The sequence below is a fragment of the Alteromonas sp. a30 genome (assembly GCF_026788005.1).
GTDB lineage: Bacteria > Pseudomonadota > Gammaproteobacteria > Enterobacterales > Alteromonadaceae > Paraneptunicella.
In genome coordinates, this window is the sequence record NZ_JABEPE010000023.1 from 1 (window position 1) to 20994 (window position 20994).

8 protein-coding genes and 1 CRISPR repeat array are annotated in these 20994 nt (G+C 44.9%); of the genes, 4 read left to right on the top strand and 4 right to left on the bottom strand.

The window, feature by feature from the left end:
* The first annotated feature begins 165 nt into the window (after positions 1-165).
* Positions 166-1757: a CRISPR direct-repeat array (repeat unit 31 nt; unit sequence GTTTCAATCCACGCTCCCGTGAAGGAGCGAC).
* 280 nt (positions 1758-2037) lie between these two features.
* From HJG39_RS16760 to nagZ, 3 genes are all read right to left on the bottom strand, one after another.
* Entirely contained in the window at positions 2038-9189 is a 7152-nt protein-coding gene (locus HJG39_RS16760) for a non-ribosomal peptide synthetase (protein WP_268410985.1), read from the bottom strand.
* Positions 9190-9841: 652 nt separating this feature from the next.
* Entirely contained in the window at positions 9842-11275 is a 1434-nt protein-coding gene (locus HJG39_RS16765) for an SLC13 family permease (RefSeq protein WP_268410988.1), read from the bottom strand.
* A complete protein-coding gene (gene nagZ / locus HJG39_RS16770) occupies positions 11265-12290 on the bottom strand; it encodes a beta-N-acetylhexosaminidase (protein WP_268410989.1) in 1026 nt (341 codons plus the stop codon). Before nagZ ends, HJG39_RS16765 begins: the two co-directional genes overlap by 11 nt.
* A 239-nt stretch (positions 12291-12529) precedes the next feature.
* On the opposite strand from nagZ, the gene HJG39_RS16775 reads away from it, so the two are divergent.
* Complete coding sequence (locus HJG39_RS16775; RefSeq protein WP_268410992.1) at positions 12530-12796, top strand: GrxA family glutaredoxin; 267 nt, start codon at positions 12530-12532, stop codon at positions 12794-12796.
* Between the two features lie 12 nt (positions 12797-12808).
* Here HJG39_RS16775 and HJG39_RS16780 read toward each other — a convergent pair whose 3' ends face one another.
* Positions 12809-13552 (bottom strand): TetR/AcrR family transcriptional regulator, encoded by a 744-nt coding sequence (locus tag HJG39_RS16780; protein WP_268410995.1) that lies wholly within the window; start codon positions 13550-13552, stop codon positions 12809-12811.
* Between the two features lie 244 nt (positions 13553-13796).
* Here HJG39_RS16780 and HJG39_RS16785 point away from each other — a divergent pair, with 244 nt between their 5' ends.
* The 3 genes from HJG39_RS16785 to HJG39_RS16795 all read left to right on the top strand — a co-directional run bounded on the left by HJG39_RS16785 (position 13797) and on the right by HJG39_RS16795 (position 20782).
* Positions 13797-15629, top strand: a complete 1833-nt coding sequence (locus tag HJG39_RS16785; protein WP_268410997.1) for a M2 family metallopeptidase — start codon at positions 13797-13799, stop codon at positions 15627-15629.
* A gap of 299 nt (positions 15630-15928) precedes the next feature.
* Entirely contained in the window at positions 15929-17062 is a 1134-nt protein-coding gene (locus HJG39_RS16790) for an OmpA family protein (RefSeq protein ID WP_268411000.1), read from the top strand.
* Between the two features lie 396 nt (positions 17063-17458).
* Positions 17459-20782, top strand: a complete 3324-nt coding sequence (locus HJG39_RS16795) for a PKD domain-containing protein (protein WP_268411003.1) — start codon at positions 17459-17461, stop codon at positions 20780-20782.
* The last annotated feature ends 212 nt before the right edge of the window (positions 20783-20994 follow it).

Here is a 20994-nt window from a genome sequence, read left to right on the forward strand (position 1 = left end):
CTGCGCTAAGTGGTGCTTCTGCGCTAAGTGGTGCTTCTGCGCTAAGTGGTGCTTCTGCGCTAAGTGAATACCCTTTTTAAACACGCTTTGCGTCATCCATGACCGCTGCACCTCGACATCCTGTCTCGGAGCGTTTTAAAAGGGCATATCACTCATCGCTTCTAGTGATAAATCCACGCTCCCGTGAAGGAGCGACTGCTGCAATTGGCTGATAGATACCAAATCGGGGTTTCAATCCACGCTCCCGTGAAGGAGCGACCCCGCCGGATATACGCAGGGTAAAGTCGGATTTGTTTCAATCCACGCTCCCGTGAAGGAGCGACAACCGACTTGATAAAAATTTAGTGTCAGGGGCGAGTTTCAATCCACGCTCCCGTGAAGGAGCGACCTTATGGGTGCCGGTGCTGCCGTTAGGTGTCTCGCAGTTTCAATCCACGCTCCCGTGAAGGAGCGACGTAATTAAATAGCTCGGCTTCCCAGTCTTTCGTCGTTTCAATCCACGCTCCCGTGAAGGAGCGACTTTGCGGCAGTAATTAATGCCTTTGGAGTCGACGTTTCAATCCACGCTCCCGTGAAGGAGCGACCTTACGCCCAATTGATGCCATTGTGCCAAGGATAGTTTCAATCCACGCTCCCGTGAAGGAGCGACAATCGTACAGGCTACGCCAAAGGTAAGACGGTCGTTTCAATCCACGCTCCCGTGAAGGAGCGACAGCCCAGATGCTTTTAGCTAATGTTGATTATTCTGTTTCAATCCACGCTCCCGTGAAGGAGCGACTTGGTTACAGTCTCGCCAACGATTTTAAAGTCAGGGTTTCAATCCACGCTCCCGTGAAGGAGCGACTTGCCAAATATGTCAGCCTTAGAAAAAGCTGTTAGTTTCAATCCACGCTCCCGTGAAGGAGCGACTAATGGCAACGATAACATTGTTAAGTATACGATAGTTTCAATCCACGCTCCCGTGAAGGAGCGACTTGTCAACCTGTTCACGGACCCATGAATATTTGATGTTTCAATCCACGCTCCCGTGAAGGAGCGACGCATCAAGATACAGGCCAGATTATTGATGGTCTTGTTTCAATCCACGCTCCCGTGAAGGAGCGACTTTCGCGGATCAAACGTACACCCCCAATCAATGATGTTTCAATCCACGCTCCCGTGAAGGAGCGACAAAGGATGTTCGAGTCAATTAAAAAGAGTATCTGGTTTCAATCCACGCTCCCGTGAAGGAGCGACTTTGTATGAGCTTGCAAAAAAATCTAAAAAAATTGGTTTCAATCCACGCTCCCGTGAAGGAGCGACAACTTACATTTTTATCAGGTGCTTAATGATTCAAGTTTCAATCCACGCTCCCGTGAAGGAGCGACAAAACCCCATTGTTTTTTATGGGGTTTTTCTTTCGTTTCAATCCACGCTCCCGTGAAGGAGCGACGTTTCCGGTCGGGACGGCTCGCCATGACGCAATAGTTTCAATCCACGCTCCCGTGAAGGAGCGACAAACGGACGAATTACGCCCTCATTCAAACGTCATGTTTCAATCCACGCTCCCGTGAAGGAGCGACGCGGTGTATCAATACACCGCAGTCGTTGAAATTGTTTCAATCCACGCTCCCGTGAAGGAGCGACCTGATATATCAATTGGCAATCCATCCTGGAAAGTTGTTTCAATCCACGCTCCCGTGAAGGAGCGACTGGCGGTGAAGATGATGACGGGCATGGATACCATGTTTCAATCCACGCTCCCGTGAAGGAGCGACTGCCCCTTCTGCAAACCAGAACTGGCAAGGGGCGAAATGGCATTTTGCGCTAACCTCGAATTTTACGCACTTTTTCGGCGTTCAAAATTTAATCAAAAAATATAACTTACTGTTTTTAATATGAATTTAGTATGCGCTAGACCCCTAGGGTTTTCATGTGAACCAAGGGTTAGCGCTGTTCTCAAAATATTTGGAAGGATTGGAGCAAGGCAAAGCGTACTTTTCGGGGATGATAAAAGGTAGCGAGCACCAATGTACCCGCTACCACAGCTTACAGCAACTACACCTCCCCCCGCTGCTGAAAACGCTCAACAATACCATCCGCGATTTGTCCCGCGCCCGGCTCGTCAATCATCGTAATATGATTTCCAGAAATAGGCTTCACAACCAAGTCCCCAAGAATCAATTCACGCCATGCATCGTGCATCCCTTCATGCAGTAATGGCATAACCTGCGTGGCCTCAAAGTAAATTGCAGAACACGCTAACGGCTTAAACTCGTAATCAAACATCATGTCTAACTGCGCCTTAAAATTCTCAATATACTTCGCAGTGATCATGGTAAAGCGCTTGCGCCATAGGCTTAAACCAAACTGTTTATCACATTGTGCTTTAAAATAAGCCACCTTTTCCGGCAACGACATTGCTGCCATTTCCGAAACATCTAGCGCCACAGTGCCATCATTCAAATGCAGTAAAATATCATCGTAGGTTTCCGCTCGTTTAGGCATTTTACCTGGCCCCGGAGGATCAATTAACAACATATCAATAATGCGATACCCCTCTGCTCGCAGTTGATGCGCCATTTCTAGCGCAACAACAGGACCAAATGAATGCCCTCCTAACACGAATGAAGTCTCATCCGGGAAGGCTGATAACAGCGCATCTATATAAGTATCAGCCAACGCTTCAATACTTCTTTGCGTTAGTGGCGTTGGCGACTCAAACCCATACACGGTATAGCTTTCACCCAACCTTTTGATGATATGGGAAAACTGAATTAAACCACCGCCCGCAGCATGAACAAGGAATATTGGGGGTAATTTATCGTTAGAGCCCGATTGCAATAATACCAATGCGCTATGCGCTGAAGATTGAGTATCTTGAAGCGAGTTTGTCTTTGCCAAATTGGAAACTGCGTTGCATTGTCCTTTTTGCTGATGCAATACATGCTCGTTAGGGTCCGGCTGCACCGATGCTTCTACGCTCTCAATAAGCTGCCCTAGTGTGGGCGTGTCGTATAGGCTATTGCTGGTAATATTGGTGGAAAACGTTTGATTAATGTCATCCACTAATCCAAGCGCCATGATGGAATCGCCGCCTAGCGCGAAGAAATCATCTTGTTTATCGGTACCGGACACTTCAAGATGCTCTCGCCACAACCTTGAGATTTTTGCTGAAACAGAGTGGGCTTCGTCACGCTTTTGAACTAACAGCCCGAGCACGTATTCGGTGAGTGCGTTTAATGTGGGTACTTCATAAATGATGTTGGAAGATAAAGACAAATCAAAATATTCGTTTAAGTCATCAATCAACCCCATACCCATGATGGATTCGCCTCCCAATTCGAAGAAACTATCGTCCAGATTTTCGGGTTTGCTATCAAAACATTTTTGCCAAATCCCCGAAAGCGCCCACTTCACTTGTTCGGGGTCAAAGTTATTAATGTCAAAGCCTTTTTCTTCTTTGTCACTTGAGTTGGTTTCATCGCTCTTGTTAGACACTCCAGCGTGTTCTTGGGCAGCCGATACTTCAACAGGTTTAACAACATAAAATTCATGGGAATCAAACTCATAGCCAAACAAGCTAACTTTACGTAAGCACGCTTCTTGATAGAGTTTTTTCCAGTCGATTTGATGCCCTTGAGCCCACAAGCTTGCCAACATGAGTTGCAACTCAGGTAGCATTTGGGCAGCGCTATGGGTTTCTTCAAGGGCAAAATATGGCGTAGCCTCCTGCGCGTTTTTTTGCTTCACGGTTCCCATGTATAACGGAGCGTCAACCTCCGACAATACTGCATCTTCATTAGATTGAATGTCATAGACACTATTCAAATCTAAAGCGCACAGCGTTAAATCCGTTGCCGCCGCTTTGGCAGGGAGCCAATGGTTCCCGGTGGCTAGCCCGAGCGGTAGTTTAGGAGAAGAGATGGTGATTTGCTGAATGCAATCGGCTTGTAAATAAAGAATATGTTCAATGATTTCATTGATATTGGCCGAACCTGCATAACAAATCGCTGCAAACTGCCCGAACCCAGTTCCAATCGCCGCCTCGCAATTCACGCCTAATTCGTTATAAAAGTGAGCGAGCCCAACTTCTAGAATGATGATTAATAGCTGCGCTTGCTCGGGACTGATCACTTGTTGGTTAAAGTCATCTTTACTAAAATTTGCTAGACGCTCAATGTTGTTTTCCCACGGAATAACAATCTCTTTTGCGAGGTTATCGATCACTAGCCGATAAGCAGGCAATACTCGATACAGTGACAAATAGGCGTATAAAGCATCTGAACTTAGCGCCCCACTGAACACAAACACGGGTTGACGTTTTTGTTGAGAATTGATTTTTTTCGGGTAAAACGTCAATGAATATTCCGCGATTGCACCTTCTTCCCACTGCGCTAAATCGACTGTGGTATAGGCTCTAAAAGCATGGGCAAAGCGCGCCGTTTGCAAGGTCGCGGCAATGGCTGGGAGTTCCCCTGCATCTTTCCCGCGTAAGAAAGATTTCAGACGCGCCATATTGCCTTTTAACGACTCAGGACACGCACCTGAAACCGGTAATAATACTGTTTTTGCGGAAGCTGGCACCTGTGGCAATTCTGTGTCTGGCAAGGGTGCTTGCTCTAACACCACATGTGCGTTTGTTCCACCAATACCAAAAGCGCTAACACCCGCTTTTAACGATTGCCCTACCTCTCCATCAGAAGTGGATTTTGGTTTCCACGCCCGAGTTTCGGTGTTCACACTAAAAGGGCTACTTGTAAAATCAATCTCTCGATTCGGCGACTCATAATGTAGGCTCGGCACAAGGGTTTTGTGCTCCAAACACAATACGGTTTTAATTAAACCTGCGACCCCTGCGGCAGTGTCGCAATGTCCTAAGTTGGTTTTCACAGAACCAATGGCGCAACTACTCACGTCTATTGGATGTTCGCTTTCTTTAAAGGCTAGCGATAAGGCCGCTAATTCAATTGGGTCGCCCATTGGTGTTGCCGTGCCATGAGCTTCGATGTAGCTGATTTCAGAGGGATCGACTCCGGCGTTTTTCTGCGCCATACGAATGACTGATTTTTGTCCCTCCACCCCGGGCGCTGTGTAACCTATTTTCGCATTGGCATCGTTATTTACGGCTGCACCTGCAATCACGGCACGAATAACATCACCATCGGCAACAGCCTTTGATAACGGTTTAAGTAACACCACTCCGACCCCTTGTCCGGGTACGGTTCCTTTGGCTTTGGCATCAAAGGTACGACAATGCCCGTCAGGAGACATAATCATACCTTCTTGATAAGTGTAACCGCTATCTTCGATGCCGCTTATCAAGGATACTCCACCTGCTAATGCCATTTCACAACGTCCCGCGCGTAAATCGGCACATGCTCTTTCTACGGCGACAAGCGATGTCGAACAGGCGGTCTGTGTTGTAATTGCAGGACCGGATAGATTTAATTTGTAAGCAACTCGTGTACAAAGGAAGTCTGTGGCATTGCCCATCATGATTTGATAGCCAGAAACACCTCGACCTTGCCGTGCATAGTCACTTAAGTTTTGGTTGTATAGGTTGTACCCTGCTCCACCGTAAACACCCACATTTTGGGGCCGACTGATGTCGCTGTATCCGCCATCTTCCAAGGCATGATAGGCTTCTTCTAGGAACAAGCGCTGCTGAGGATCGATAATCATAGCTTCTTTGGGGCTGTAACCGAAAAAGCCTGCATCAAAATGCGTGGGATTGTTGATCACCCCTTTACGTTTAACGTAATTGGGTTGAGAGTACAGTGCATAAGGCTCTGGCCCTCGTGCTAACTCATCGTCAGTAAATTCACGGATCCCTTCCACGCCTTGACATAAGTTTTCCCAAAACTGTTCCACATTCTCTGCCCCCGGAAAGCGGCAAGCCATTCCGATAACGGCGATAGGTTCGTTTTCTTGCAGCGCTGGAGCGGCATGTTCTGAGTGAGTAACCAGATGCGACACATCATGAGAAGACGATAAAAAGCGGCTCAAATCACGAATATTGGGAAATCTAAAAAACTCCGTTACCGACACGCTCAGCCCAAGTTCTTCCTGAATTTTTTGGGTGACAACGGTTATCAACAAAGAGTGCCCACCTAAGTCGAAAAAGCTATCGTGCTTGCCAATATCTTTTCGCTGTAGAGCCTCTTGCCAGATAACCAACAAGCGATTTTCTAACTCGGTTATGCTCGCTTTTTGCGCGATGGCTTGTTCAATATCTTGTGGAGCGGTGTCGTCTTCTATCGACAACGCCATGTTTTCTAAATGTTTTCTATCAAGCTTTCCTGACGCCGTTGTGGGAATAGTATCCAAGAATTGAAAATACTGCGGCACCATGTATCCCGGAAGAAACTGGGACAAATGATCTTTCAAAATTTGAGGCTCTGGCAAACTAACCTCTTTTTTGGTTGTTACATAAGCCGCGATTGCAGGTCCTACTTGGGTTTGTTTAACAACCGCTACCACTTCACTTACTGCTGGATGCGTTCGCAAACGTTCCTCTATTTCTCCTAATTCAATGCGTAAACCGCGAATTTTAACTTGGGTATCAATCCGTCCAAGATACTCCAAATTGCCATCTTCGAGCATTCTTACCAAATCCCCAGTGCGGTATAAACGCCCGAATTCTTCTTCCGGTAAATCTGGCATAAATGGGTTGTCCAAAAACATTTCGGCACTTTTTTCTGGCATATTGCGATAGCCTTGGGCCAGTCCCCGCCCCGACACGCAAAGTTCCCCAGCAAACCCCGGCGGCAATAGTTTCATATTCTCATCAACAACATATAAGCGCATGTTAGCGATGGCCTTGCCTATCGGCACATTGAGGCTACGTTGTTGCCAATTCAATACAGGATAAGAAGTGCAATAAATGCTTGCCTCTGTTGGCCCATACAGGTTCAGAATATTTAAATGCGCTATTTGTAGCTGTTTGATTTTTTCCAAGGTGGTCCGAGGGAATTTCTCGGCACCAATATACAAATGCTTCACCGTGGGAAACATGCGCGAGTGCGGCTTATTTGCAAAATAATCAATGGTCGCAGTCAGCATGGAAGGTGTCAGAAACAAATGGGTAACATGTGACTGTTCAATAAAGTCAGTTACGTATTCGATATTACGCTCTTGACCACTGGGGAGCACTACCGCCGCTCCTTTTCCAACAAACCAAGAGAAAAGTCCCCACACACTGGCATCAAAGATGTAGTTCTCTTTGAATAAGATACGATCGCCGGGTGACATTGGGCATTCATGATGAAAATCGCATAAGGAATTGATTAACCCTTGGTGTTTCACCTCCACGCCTTTTGGTTTACCGGTTGAGCCTGAGGTGTACAGAATCATAGCAACCGGTCCACACGGCGTGGCGGGAAGCGTTGTTTGCATCGAAACATCATCACAAGCCAACAAGGATTCCGCACTCATCAACGATAATTCCGGCGCACCTAAGGCATGAAACTGAGGAAGCATGCTTTTGTTGGCCACCACCACTTGCACTTTGCTATCCTGCAAAATCGACTGTAATCGCTCCATTGGAAAAGAGGGATCAAGTGGGACGTAAGCGGCTCCAGCTTTATGGATCGCTAAAACCGACACCATCATGGCAATGCCCCGCTCCAAACAAAGCGCAACATTATCACCAGACTTGACTCCTTCCCGACGCAACTGGTTTGCCACCACATTCACCAATTTCGACACTTGGGCATAGGAATACTGGCGTTCACTATCAATAATGGCGAGGTGATCGCTTAAGGAATCGACTCGTCGCTGGAAAATGTCATAAAAGGTTTTATCGTTGCCGATGCCTCTGGAGTGATAACCCAAGCCTTGTTGCAATTCTTGCAACGGCTGTTTAGCCAGTAATTCCCATGATTGAACCGGCATGTCTCCATGTTCCAGCATTTGGCTTGCTAGCTGCCGCAATGTTTGTTCCATCGCTTTCATTGAAAAATCATTAAACAATGACGCATCGCAATTCAATCTCAGACGAATGGCTTCTTGTGTGGTATCCATCATTAATGTGAGATCTGTGTCGAGGATCCCGACACGCGTTGCTAAAGGCGTCACATCGATATGATTATGTTTTTGATCGTCGCCAAACCGATAACTACTGAATATTGTCTGTCCGATGGTGACATTCAACTCACCGCCATGAGACGCATTCTTTTCCCGAAGGTATTCGATTAACGCCGATGCCGAAACATTGCCGACATTACGATGGTTTAATAAATCGGCTCGCAATGAGCGCAACATATGACTGCCGGAAACATCATCATTAAAGCTAAACGCGAGCGGCACATTTTCGACAAAATACCCGGGGATTTGAGCGTCTGACTTTGAGCGAACATCGCGCACATAACCGATACAGAAGTCATTAGCACGAAAACAACGATTCAGCATGACGCCGTAAATTGCGCTAACAAAACAAAACGGTGTGCTCCGATTGCTTTTGCTGTATTGACGAATTTTAGCACTCAATTCCGCATCAAAAACAAAGTCATAACTTAACGTGTGCCGAAGATTAAAGTCGGCGTCTTGAGATGTACCAATATCATCCTGATGCAAAACCTCCGCGCCTAAATCTACATTTAGGCTAATTCCATCTAGTTGCGCATCCCAATAAGCTAAAGCCGTATCGTTCAATTCATCATGTTGTTGAATGGCATCAAAATAACGTTCTGCTGAGTAACTTTCCGGTGCGGCTTCCCCACTGGAAAAGTGCGACAAAAATTGCTTATTTAAGCCTTCTGCAATAATCCGGCTTGTTGTCCCATCAACAACCATATGGTGAAACAACAAGTGAATAATAACGATGTTCGGCTCGACCTCAATTAAGTTAATACGGGATAAAAAGCCAGCATTAAAATCAAAGGGTATCCTTGCTAACGCTTCCATTTGTTCATCCACACTCATGCCTAAGTCTTTCTGATAAACATTCACTTTGCCCTTCCATTCAGGCAAGACTTTTTGCATCGGCACACCATTATCGACGTACACATGTGTTCTAAATGCGGGATGTAAATTGAAAAACTGGATAACCAAATGCGCTATTGTTTCGGTTGTCAGCTTACTGTTTATTCGAAATGCGGTACTGACGTTGTAGTTTGCATTTTCCGGGTACTTTTGTTGCACTAACCACAAACCAAGCTGGCGCTTATTCAATGGAATCGTAGGCGAAATTTCGTTTTGTTTTGACATATCAGTCTGCTCCAATTAGCTGAAACACAACCGCAATACTTTTCTACTTATGAGCTGGCTAAGAAGTCGTTAATTTGGGTGAAAATAGAATGGAAAATTTAAACACCTGTAAATAAAGGTGAAAGATTTTCAGCAAAAAACCCGCTCAATTAACTGCAAGTAAATAAAAAGTAAACGTATAGATCCAGAACACTTTTCTTATTATTGCGAACAACATTCTTTATTTTCCCAGCGGATGATGCGTAAAACCAACCTAAAGGTCAACAAGGCCATTTTATTACCATTAGGTAAATTATAAACACAGAAAGAACCAACAAGATAAAAGTGAATTATTTTTCTTTTTTTTCACTTTTTCTTTATTTATCAATGGTTAACAAGCGATTAAATTGGAATTTTATTTCACAAATCGTTAATAACAAAATTCATAAAATGGTATTCAATACACCATAAAGGTAATTTTATTGAGTGAATAAAAATTGCAACTTTATAGGTATTGTGAAAAATAATGCTTATGAAAATAGATAAATTACGACTTGAATTTATTTTTAGTATTCTACACGAATGTAAAGGGATGTAATCAATTACATAAATGGTTATTTTTTTGAACAAAAAGCCCCCGTAAGAATAGAGGGCTTAGGAAGGATGAATAAATTTAACCCAAGCTAATATACGCTACGCCTGAGACGATACAGGCAATAAAAATATTTAATACCACGCCTTCTTTTGCCATGGTTCGGATCGTAAACTTATTGGTGGCATAAACAATGGCATTTGGCGCTGTTGCTACAGGCAACATAAAAGCACAACTTGCACTAATTGCCGCAGGAATCATTAACAACGCAGGTTCAACACCCATTGAGGTGCCCGTAAGAGCGAGTATCGGCATCAATAATGTTGCCGTTGCAGTGTTCGATGTAATTTCGGTTAAGAAAGTCACAAAAACACAAAGCGTAAAAATTAATAAAAACAGCGGAAGCGCATTTAACCCGGCTAAAAAGTGCCCGATTTCTTGGCTCAATCCTGACGCAGTAAATGCCTTGGCAACACAAATTCCCCCCGCAAAAAGTAACAGCATACCCCAAGGAATATCATTCGCGGTTCGCCAATCCAATAAACGCTCGTCCCCTTTGCCTGAACGCACTAAAAACATCGCAACCACACCAGCTAAGGCAATGGTACTGTCTCCAACGGTAGTAAGTTGCAGCGCTTGTGTCCAAAAGGGTCGAGTCATCCAAGCAATTGCCACAACAGCAAATACCCACAGCACTCGCTTTTCTTGAGTTTGCCAAGCATCAACCGAGGGCAACTGGAAACGCCCTATTTGTCCGAGCCCTCTGGTTAACCAAAAGGCCATAATGGGAATAGATAGGAAAACGATTGGTACACCGGTTTTCATCCAATCTAAGAAGGCGATTTCATTACCTGTGTGCTCTTGATACACACTCATAAAGATAATATTAGGCGGCGTGCCAATTGGCGTCCCAACGCCTCCGATATTCGCAGCGAAAGCAATGCCAAGCAAAAGCGCAACGGTGACACGTTTGTCGGTATCCGGTTGCAAAATAGCTAACGCAATGGGCATAAGCATGAGTGTAGTAGCGGTATTTGAGATCCACATACTTAGCAGCGCTGAAGTGAGCATAAACGCAAGTACCAAGCGAGTGGCGCTGCGCCCCCCTGTAATTTTTATCATGTACAGGGCAAAACGACGATGAACTCCCGACTTTTCTAAGCCTTTGGAAAGCATGAAGCCCCCCATCAACAATAAAATCACATGACTGCCTAGCGAAGACGCAGCTTCTTTGTGGCTAAGCACGCCAGCGAAGGGAAAAGCGAAAAAAGGAATCAATGAGGCAACAGGGATAGGCAAGGCTTCTGTGACCCAAAGCACTGCCGTAAATAAAGTTATGCCAGCAGTCCAGCCAATTTTGCTATCGTAACCAGCTTGAATAATAAAGAAACTTAATGCAGCTGATGCAAGCAAGGCAACGCCTATTATAATGAAGCTGGTCAATGGGTTCAGCTTGGAAGTCGCTCCATGTTCTTCTTGAGCGTTTTGATCTAATGAATGTTCTTTATCCTGCATAAAATGCCTCTAATTGATGCTGGGCTTCATTCCACCTTGCTTGCGTTTTCAATTCACCGAACGACATTTGTTGATAGGATTTGCACAGCCGTTGCAAACGTGTCTGCGATGCCTCGTTAATATAATCTTGCGACAGATTATCGAGAATTTCGACTGCTCCCTTAGGGTTATTACATACCAACGCCATATCACACCCGGCTTCAAGTGCTGCTGCGGCTCTTTCTGTAAATCCTCCTATTTGTGTTGCCCCCTGCATGGAAAGATCATCTGAAAAAACCACTCCATCGAAATTCAACTGCTGCCTAAGCACCTGCTGAATCCAAACTCGAGAAAACCCTGCTGGCAAAGCATCTACATCGGGATAAATCACGTGTGCGGGCATTACCGCATCCAAAAGTTGTTGTTTGTGAATGTGCTCAAATATGGCCATGTCTAAAGCAAAAATAGATGATTTATCTCGATCATCCACAGGCATCGCAACGTGAGAGTCTTCTTTAACCGAGCCATGTCCGGGAAAATGCTTACCTGTGGACTTCATTCCCGCTTGATGCATTCCTCGAATGAAGGCACTCGCCAAGGTGACTAGCTCATCAGGCTCATGACTGAATCCTCTATCGCCAATCACATCGGAAATGCCGCGTATGTCGAGTACAGGTGCAAAACTAATGTCGATGTTGCAAGCTTGAACTTCTGATGCCATTAACCAACCGAATGTGGTCGCGGCTTGGCAAGCTTGCTCTATATTGTGCGGGTATTTTTCCCGAATACTTCCCATTGCCGGAATCGCGCTAAAACCATCTCGGAAGCGCTGCACCCTGCCTCCTTCATGATCAACGGCGATTAATACTTGTTGATGAGCATGTTGCCTAATGGCGGTTGCTAAGGCCGCAACTTGCTGTGGATCATGATAATTTCTTGTAAAGAAAATTACGCCTCCAACAAGAGGATGAGCAAGGATTTCTTTTTCTTCCGGGGATAATTCATAACCGGCTAGATCGAGCATTATTGGCGACATGTAGGACTTTTTCAGATAAATGAATGAATAGCGGTCAATATAAAAGAATCCTTTTTAGAATCCAATGGTTAACCTAATCTTTACGAATTCCTGCCTATTTTGTGATTCGTTAATCAGCCACTATCGTATTTTTATTGATAAGGGTTCGATTTTTTCTATAGCTACTATCAATTATTTCTATTTGACCATAAACCCGCGAATCTCCAAGATCGTATCCCCCCACTTCAGGAGACAAACTTATGTACGCTGTTATTTTTGGACGTGAAGGCTGCCCTTACTGTGTACGTGCTAAGGAAGTTGCAGACAAACTTCATAATGATAGAGATGATTTTAAGTATCGATATATTGATATTAATCAGGAAGGCATCAGCAAAGCAGATTTAGAAAAAACGGTAGGTAAACCAGTTGAAACCGTACCTCAAATTTTCTTAGATCAGGAACATATTGGCGGCTTTACCGAATTTGAAGCGCACGCCAAAGCGAACTTAGGCTTGTATAGCGAATAGTAAGCGCGCAAATTACGCTATGTCTCTCTCTGGGCATAGCGTACTTCTTGCCATATCTTCAGCAGGCTGGCGATTCGTAGCATCGTCTTCCACACTTGGCGCAGCAAACCCTGCGGCAATAAAGTGAATAACGCCTCGAATTAACTCCGCAACCGCCATACGCTGTTTATAGTCGGCCTCAGCCATATCCGTGAGAGCTTTACTCGACCCCATAGTGAAAACACACGACCCCAATGCAAAATGCCAACGCCAGAATATCTCTCGAAGGGGTAAATGAGGAACCGTTGTTACAAGCACAGCATTAAAGCGTTTAAGCACCGCGCCATAACGTTCGTTTACGAACCGCTTCATATGCCCTTGTGATTCATAATAGGCTTTAGCAAACAACTGCATGAAGGTTCTTGCCCCATTGGGCCTAACGGAATCTAACTTTAAGATGGGCTCCACCATTGCTTCGAACAAGGTGGTCAATTTTACTTGTTTTTCACCGCTGGTTAACTGTGTGAGCTTTTCATCTATTGCGGGCATCAGCACACTTAAATAACGTTCCATAACCGCCTGAATTAACTCTTTTTTTGAGCCAAAATGGTAATTTACAGAAGCGAGATTTACATCGGCTTTACTCGTAATAGAACGCAAAGAAGTGTTATCAAATCCAAGATCAGAGAAAAGAAGTTCAGCGGTGTCGAGAATTTTATCTTTAGTGGTCACAGGCCCAAGCGACATTGAATAACAATGTTTTGACTGTATCGACATGAATAACAAAGTGCAACCCTGTCACGCGCATTCTTACGAGATAAATAACATTGGGTTGCGTTATGTAGACTATGTTTCGGGTTCTTTTTATGTTTATACTCCCGTCTTTAACCGCTTTTCCCCTACCGGGATGTTTTGCTACCCGAAGTGAGGCAACACTCACAAACTAGCAAAACAAGCTCAAATTAACGGGCGGCTTCAACAGTCCGTCAAAAATAAACAACCAATCATCGGGATAATAATTATGAGAACAGCTAAAGCCTCCAGCTTAGCGCTAATGATTGCGGCCGCTCTTGGCACCGCCGGTTGCACAGACGACAGCAACAAAACAACAAGCAAGGTCACTGCTCAACCCACTGCGGCAGAAGCCAAAGCCTTCTTAGACGCATCACAGAAAGAATTAACGAAACTACAACACCCTGCATCACAGGCAGCATGGGCTTACCAAACTTATATTAATCAAGATACCGCAGCGGTTGCGGCTTATTTAGGCGAAAAGCTTTCCAGCAGAGCCACTGAAATTGCCAAAGAATCAGCGAAATTTAATAACGTAGAGTTAGATGCAGCTTCCCGCCGCATGCTAGATGGTTTACGTTATTCACTCACCTTGCCTGCGCCTTCAGATGCCGAAAAGTCTGAGCGTTTAGCGCAAATCGGCACCCAAATGGAAGGCATGTATGGTTCTGGTCGTTACTGCCGTGAAGATGGCACCTGCTGGGGCCTAACAGACATGGCCAATATGATGGCAAATGAGCGCGATGCGGATTTATTGCTTGAAGCTTGGAAAGGTTGGCGAGAAGTGTCACCACCAATGAAAGATTTATATGTTGAGCAAGCCGAAATTGCTAATCAAGGCGCACAAGAACTCGGCTTTAAAGACATCAGCGAATTATGGCGCGGTGGCTACGACATGCCAGCCGACGATTTCGAGCAAGAGCTGGATCGTTTATGGGGCCAAGTTAAGCCTTTCTATGATGCATTGCACTGCCACGTTCGTGCTAAATTGGGCGAAACTTATGGCACAGACATTGTCGCGCAGGACGAGCCTATCCCTGCACATTTACTAGGTAACATGTGGGCACAAACTTGGTCCAACATTTACGATGTCGCAAAACCAGAACAAGAAATGCAAGTGGTTGATGTGACCAAAGCGCTTGAAGAAAAAGGCTACGATGAAATTAAAATGGTAAAAGGCGCTGAAGCCTTCTTCACCAGCCTAGGATTTGAGCCGCTTCCTGAGACCTTCTGGGAGCGTTCACAGTTCACTCAACCTGCGGACCGCGATGTAGTTTGTCACGCTTCAGCTTGGAACTTGGATTCTGTTGACGACCTACGCATTAAAATGTGTATCCAAAAAACGGGCGAAGAATTTGCGGTTATTCACCATGAGCTAGGCCACAACTTCTATCAACGCGCATACAACAAACAACCAATGTTCTTCCAAGGCTCCGCAAACGACGGGTTTCATGAAGCGATTGGCGACACTATCGCATTATCAGTTACCCCTAAATACCTAAAACGCATTGGTTTGATAGAGGAAATTCCTGATGCCTCTAACGATATTGGTATGCTTTTACGTACCGCAATGGATAAAATCGCATTCGTCCCCTTTGGCTTATTAGTTGATAAATGGCGCTGGGCCGTATTCTCAGGCAAAGTAAAACCTGAGGATTACAACCAATACTGGTGGGAACTTCGCGAGCAATATCAAGGTGTTAAAGCCCCTGTGGAACGCCCTGCTGATGCTTTTGACCCGGGTGCGAAATACCATATTCCGGGTAATACACCTTATACTCGTTACTTCCTAGCACACATTTTACAGTTCCAGTTCCACCGTGAGCTTTGTAAAATTGCAGGCGATGAAGGCCCGGTTCACCGTTGTTCAATTGCCGGTAGCAAAGAGGCGGGTGAAGCGCTAAACAACATGTTAATGATGGGAGCTAGCAAGCCGTGGCAAGAGGCGCTTGAAGTGCTAACTGGTACGCAACAGATGGATGCGACCGCCATTTTGGACTACTTCGCTCCATTAAAAGCATGGTTAGATGAGCAAAACCAAGACCGTCAGTGCGGTTGGTAAGCACAAAAATCATCTCAGTTAGCAAGTGCAAAAAGCCCAAATAAGCACTTAAGCTTATTGTACTTAGCCTAATTTCATAACAAGAAGCGGTGACTAATGAAACATTCACCGCTTTTTTTATGCCCATTTCCTTCGCTTAACAAGCAAACCTTTTATCCCTCTTCTATAGAGGATAAAATGGAGCACTATTTATTCATCGACTATCATCTTATTGAAACGATTGAAATTAAGCACATAAACGCTATGCGTTGTATACATGTCACACACACACAAACGAGACCTGTTTTTAAGGTGAACACATGAAGAAGAAAACACTAGCATTGGCTACGGCCTTTGCTTTAGGCACAGGGTTATCAATGTCAGTAACCAGTGTAACAGCCAATGAAGATCAAGTATGGTTTGGCGGTTTTGCAGAGTACTACGATGCAGACAAAGATAAATTCAATTTTCCCGTCGATGACGAAAGCGGTTTAGGTGCTGGCCTTGAATTAGGCACACGTTTTTCTGAATCTTGGGGAGGACGCATTGAAGTTGCTCGAATCAACCTCGATTCTTTTCCGGGCCAAGCGCAAATCGATGGTACGCGCATTGGTTTTGATGCGTTGTATTTCCCTTGGCAGAGCAACACTTACCTCTTTGCAGGCTTAAAAGAAGAAAAGCTAGACAGACGCTACGGTTTAGCCAATTTAGGCGTGGGTCATCACTGGGCATTAAACGATAAGTGGCGAATCATTACCGAGCTTGCGGCTTATCACGACTTTGGGCAAAGCCATAAAGACTACAGTGCGAAGCTTGGTGTTGCCTACCTATTTGGTGGTTCATCGTATGGAGCGAGTACACCAGCAGATTCCGATAACGACGGTGTGCCGAATTCAAAAGATGCGTGTCCTAACACACCAAGAGGCCAAGCCGTTGATGCAAGAGGTTGCGCGCTTCAAGCCGATACGCCAAACAATGCGCAGGCCGATTCCGACAAAGACGGTATCTTAGACGCGCATGATGAGTGCCCTAACACGCCAATGACAGACAAAGTAGATAGCAAAGGTTGCAGCATGTTCACTGAGTCCCAAGAAAGTGTGAACATGGCGGTGTTGTTTGCCAATGATTCCAGCGAAATAAGAAATCCGCGCCATGAAGACATTGTGCGCTTTGCTGATTTTATGAAGCGTTATCCAGACCTTCATGCGGAAATCGAAGGACATACATCGGCACCGGGGGATGCCAGCTATAACCAAGGTTTATCAGAAAGGCGTGCTAATGCGGTTCGCCAATTATTGATTAGTGATTATGGTATTTCCGCAGCAAGACTACAAGCCGTAGGCTACGGCGAAACGCGACTGTTAGATAAAGCGAATACTGCGGCAGCACATGCTAAAAACAGACGCATTTCTGCTTCTTTAGTCGCCACTAAAAAAGTGAAAGTACACAGATAACCCAACATTGAATAATTTCACTTATATTCACACAGCCGTTTTTTACGGCTGTGTCTCCTCCGCGCTCCCCGCTTTACCTCCAACGCTCATACCCTTTTGAAAATCGAGATTTAAATCGCTAATATCGTAAAAGTAAGTTCGATATAGCGCATTCAGAACTCAATTATTGAGTTTTTTCTAAAAACCCCCTTTCTAAAGGGAAACGATATTAACCTTTTGTTAAAAATCAAAATTTACTTTTATATTTTTTTGGAATAACACTATTTTAGTGAATTATTTTAACCTATTATTTCTCTCACTGGATAGTTCCATATACCGCTAAACTTTCATCACACTTGACCGACAAGGTTTATAATATAACCATCCATTTTGATTTTTTATTGAATGGATATAAATGTGAGATATAAAAAACGTAAACCAGTGGCATTAATAGCTTCTGGAATAGTATTAACCGCAGTCGTTGTTTCCAGTTCGACTGCTTTTGCAACCGGTTTCACCCCCGTTCCTATTGATTTACGTCAGTGGCAAGTTGAAAACTATATTAATACGCGTTCCAGCTGGAGTTTGAATAACACCGGAACATTCGTAACACAAACAAGCAACACGAATCCTAGCGTGTTTTACAGCGACTTCCCGATAAGAGGTGCGGATATCACCGGAACCATCCGTGTTAACTCATCTTCCGATGATGATTTCATTGGTTTTGCCATCGGTTACAAAAAAGGAGATTTAACCAACCCTAACGCCGACTTCCTCCTGTTGGATTGGAAGCGTTCCGATCAACGTTTATCTGGAGGATGCCTGCCATCGGGTGTCGGACTTCGAGGTTTAGCTTTATCAAGAGTCATTGGCATTCCCCAACTTAGGGAGTATTGGGCGCATCAAAATTATAATACGAGCTGTACCGACCTAAATAATGGCGTTATTCAGCTAGTGCGAGCGAAAAATTTAGGGCGCACAGGATGGGCCAGAAAACGCACTTACGCGTTTCGATTCCAGTACACAGAATCTAACCTGAAAGTTTATGTAAACAATAACTTAGAAATAGACATAGACGGCGAATTTGAAACAGGCAGCATTGCGTTTTATAACTACTCTCAAGGCGGCGTGACATATGGCGGCTACACCATCAACAACGTTTTTGCAAACGCTGGTGATGATATCCAAGTTGAGGGGAGCGAGGAAGTTGAATTAGATGGCACAGGCAGCGGGCCGAATGAAGTCACCTACGCATGGCGTCAGGTGTCTGGCACGCCAGTGACCCTCATTGGTGCCACTACGGCTAAACCTACTTTTATTGCGCCAGAAGTAACGGACATGGAGCATGACTTGGTGTTTGAGCTAGTTGCCAGCATAAACGGCGAACCGAGTGAACCCGACACCATCAATGTCAAAGTTACCGATACAGTTGCCCCAAGTTACCTTGCAAGAAGCGTCAATTTCGATGCGGAAACCTTCTCTATTGATGGCGCTATTGCCATGAGTGAACCAACAATACTTGATATTGCCGTATCAAACTTTGACGATAAATCCCTACTAGACGCTTCACAAATTGACACCTTATACAGCGAACCTTTCTCAACTGAGTACGCTTTGTCGCTCGACAAAAATACCGCAGAACCCGTTATTCGCGTCGATTTCAGCGCGCAAGACCAAATCGGAAACCGGGCGCCAAACGATGCTCTACTCCTATTTACAGGTATCAGCAGCAGTAACACCATTGAACCAATCACCGGTGTTGGCATTAGCTTTGAAGGGGAAATGGCTGAGCTCGCAACCGGCACTGAAGCAGGTCGTCCATTAGTCAACGTAAGCAATGACGACGACGGAGAACTTGTTTTCCGACTCACACCCGAGCAAGCCCAATCGTTATGTGGCGTTGGAAACAACTGCTTAATCTATGGTGAAAATGGTCCCATCGAGACTACCGTAATGGTATTACCCGATGGCACTGTTGAATTCAGGGCCAACATTGACCCCGGCCAAAGAACACCGTATCAACTTGGTTTTGACCCAGATATTGGTGGAGCAGGCGTCAATTCAGCAACCGACCCAACAACGGGCACTGTATTTACTGTTGGCAACGGCGAAACCGATACAGGGATTGTGGTTCAAACCTTGTATTCCTCTGATGGAACCGCAACGGTAACGGCGGGTGAAGATGGCGGTACAACTGTCATTTCATTTACCCTTACACCGGAACAAGACCTAGAAAAGTGCGCGGCCCGTGCTGGTGTGTGTTTCATTGAAGAAAACTTTTCCACCGAACTTTCAAGTCAACGAAGCATTCTTGCCGATGGTAAAGTGAGATACTCCGCCGTGGTCACTTTGTTGCCAAATGAAGTGAATCTATACACATTAAAAACCAGAGATTCTGAGCCTCCCAATGTGGGCCCAATCACTATCGATATTCCCGTACTCAAAGGTGGTACAACGGGTCAATTCCGTGTAGGTATTTCCGATAGTTCTGGCGTCATTGGCGTTGTTTGTCGTTTTACTTTGCCTGATGGAAGCGTGGTTGAAGTCAACGCCATGCAAAATGCGTCTGGTGTTTGGGAGTGGGAATATACGCCCTCAATTTCAACGCCTTCCGGGAGCATTCAAATGGAAATTATTGCCACCGATGCAGTTGGAAACGTCGCAAGCGTATTCCCAATCGACGCAACAACAGGGCAACCCGCAAGCTTTATCTTGGATAACGACATCCCAGAAATTGTGATCCCTGAAAACCCTATTATTGCCCCAACCATTGTAGACGGATTCCCCGTTGCAGATAGAGGACAATGCGTTCAATTAAATGTATTGGCAACAGATCCCACTACCGCAGTTGAATCATTAGTCTTTATCGTCACCCAACCCAATGGCGTACAAACCGAAGTCAGTGGACAAGCACTTGGAAACGGCGCTTATGTTGGCGAGTACTGTGTAACCGTTTCGTCGGCAGGGGGAATCCATACCGTCGATATCGAAGCCCTAGACTCCGTTGGTAATTTAACCTTCATTAACTGTGAACACTTCTTCGTGAACTCTCCTCCCATTGTGGATGCGGGTCCCGACATTTTTGTTTCCCCAAATGAAGATGCGAATTTTGATGGCAGCTTTACCGACCCTGATACCAACGATACCCACAATATAAAATGGAGTATGGGCAATGGCGATATGCGCTTTGAAGACTTGATGCCTCCTTATAGCTACTTAAACTATGGCACTTATACCGCAACCCTTACCGTTACAGATTCATTTGGTGCAGTGGGTTCCGATCAACGCATTATTTACGTACTAGGCAGCGGTGCTTATGGCGACTTAAGAGGGTTGGGCTTCTGGAAGCAACAGTTTGCGCCAAAAGGGAACGGCAAAGGAAATGGCAGTAAAAAAGTAGAAGATGAAGAGTTGCAACACTTGCTCAGTATTATCAAGGTTGTTTCCGACATCTTTGATGAAACATTAATCTTGGATAACCTTGAAGATGCGACTCAATATATTGACTTGAAGAAAGCCTCTTTGCGTGAACGCGCGGTTCAGCATACATTAGTTGCGTGGCTCAATATGGCCTATGGAGCCATTAAGTTGCAGGACCTTGTTGACTTCGATAATGATGGCGTAAAAGACCTGTCTTTTGCACAAGCAATGACAGCTATTGAAGCTATTTTACTTGATGAAAATGCATCAAAAAGCCAACTTGAGTTAGCCAAAGATGCCGCTGAAAATTTGATTAATTAATCCATTTTCAATAGCGTATTTTTCAATATGTTGCGTATTCGAGTGCTATTTCAAACACAACCATTAAGTTGTTAGGCAAAGTTTGAATTAACGCGATTTGATAGCAAAAAAGCGGTTGTTTAATTAAACAGCCGCTTTTTCAAATCCAACAAAAACACCGGCTTTTTATTTTTACATCCCACCACAAAACCGCTATTAACGCTCTAAAACTG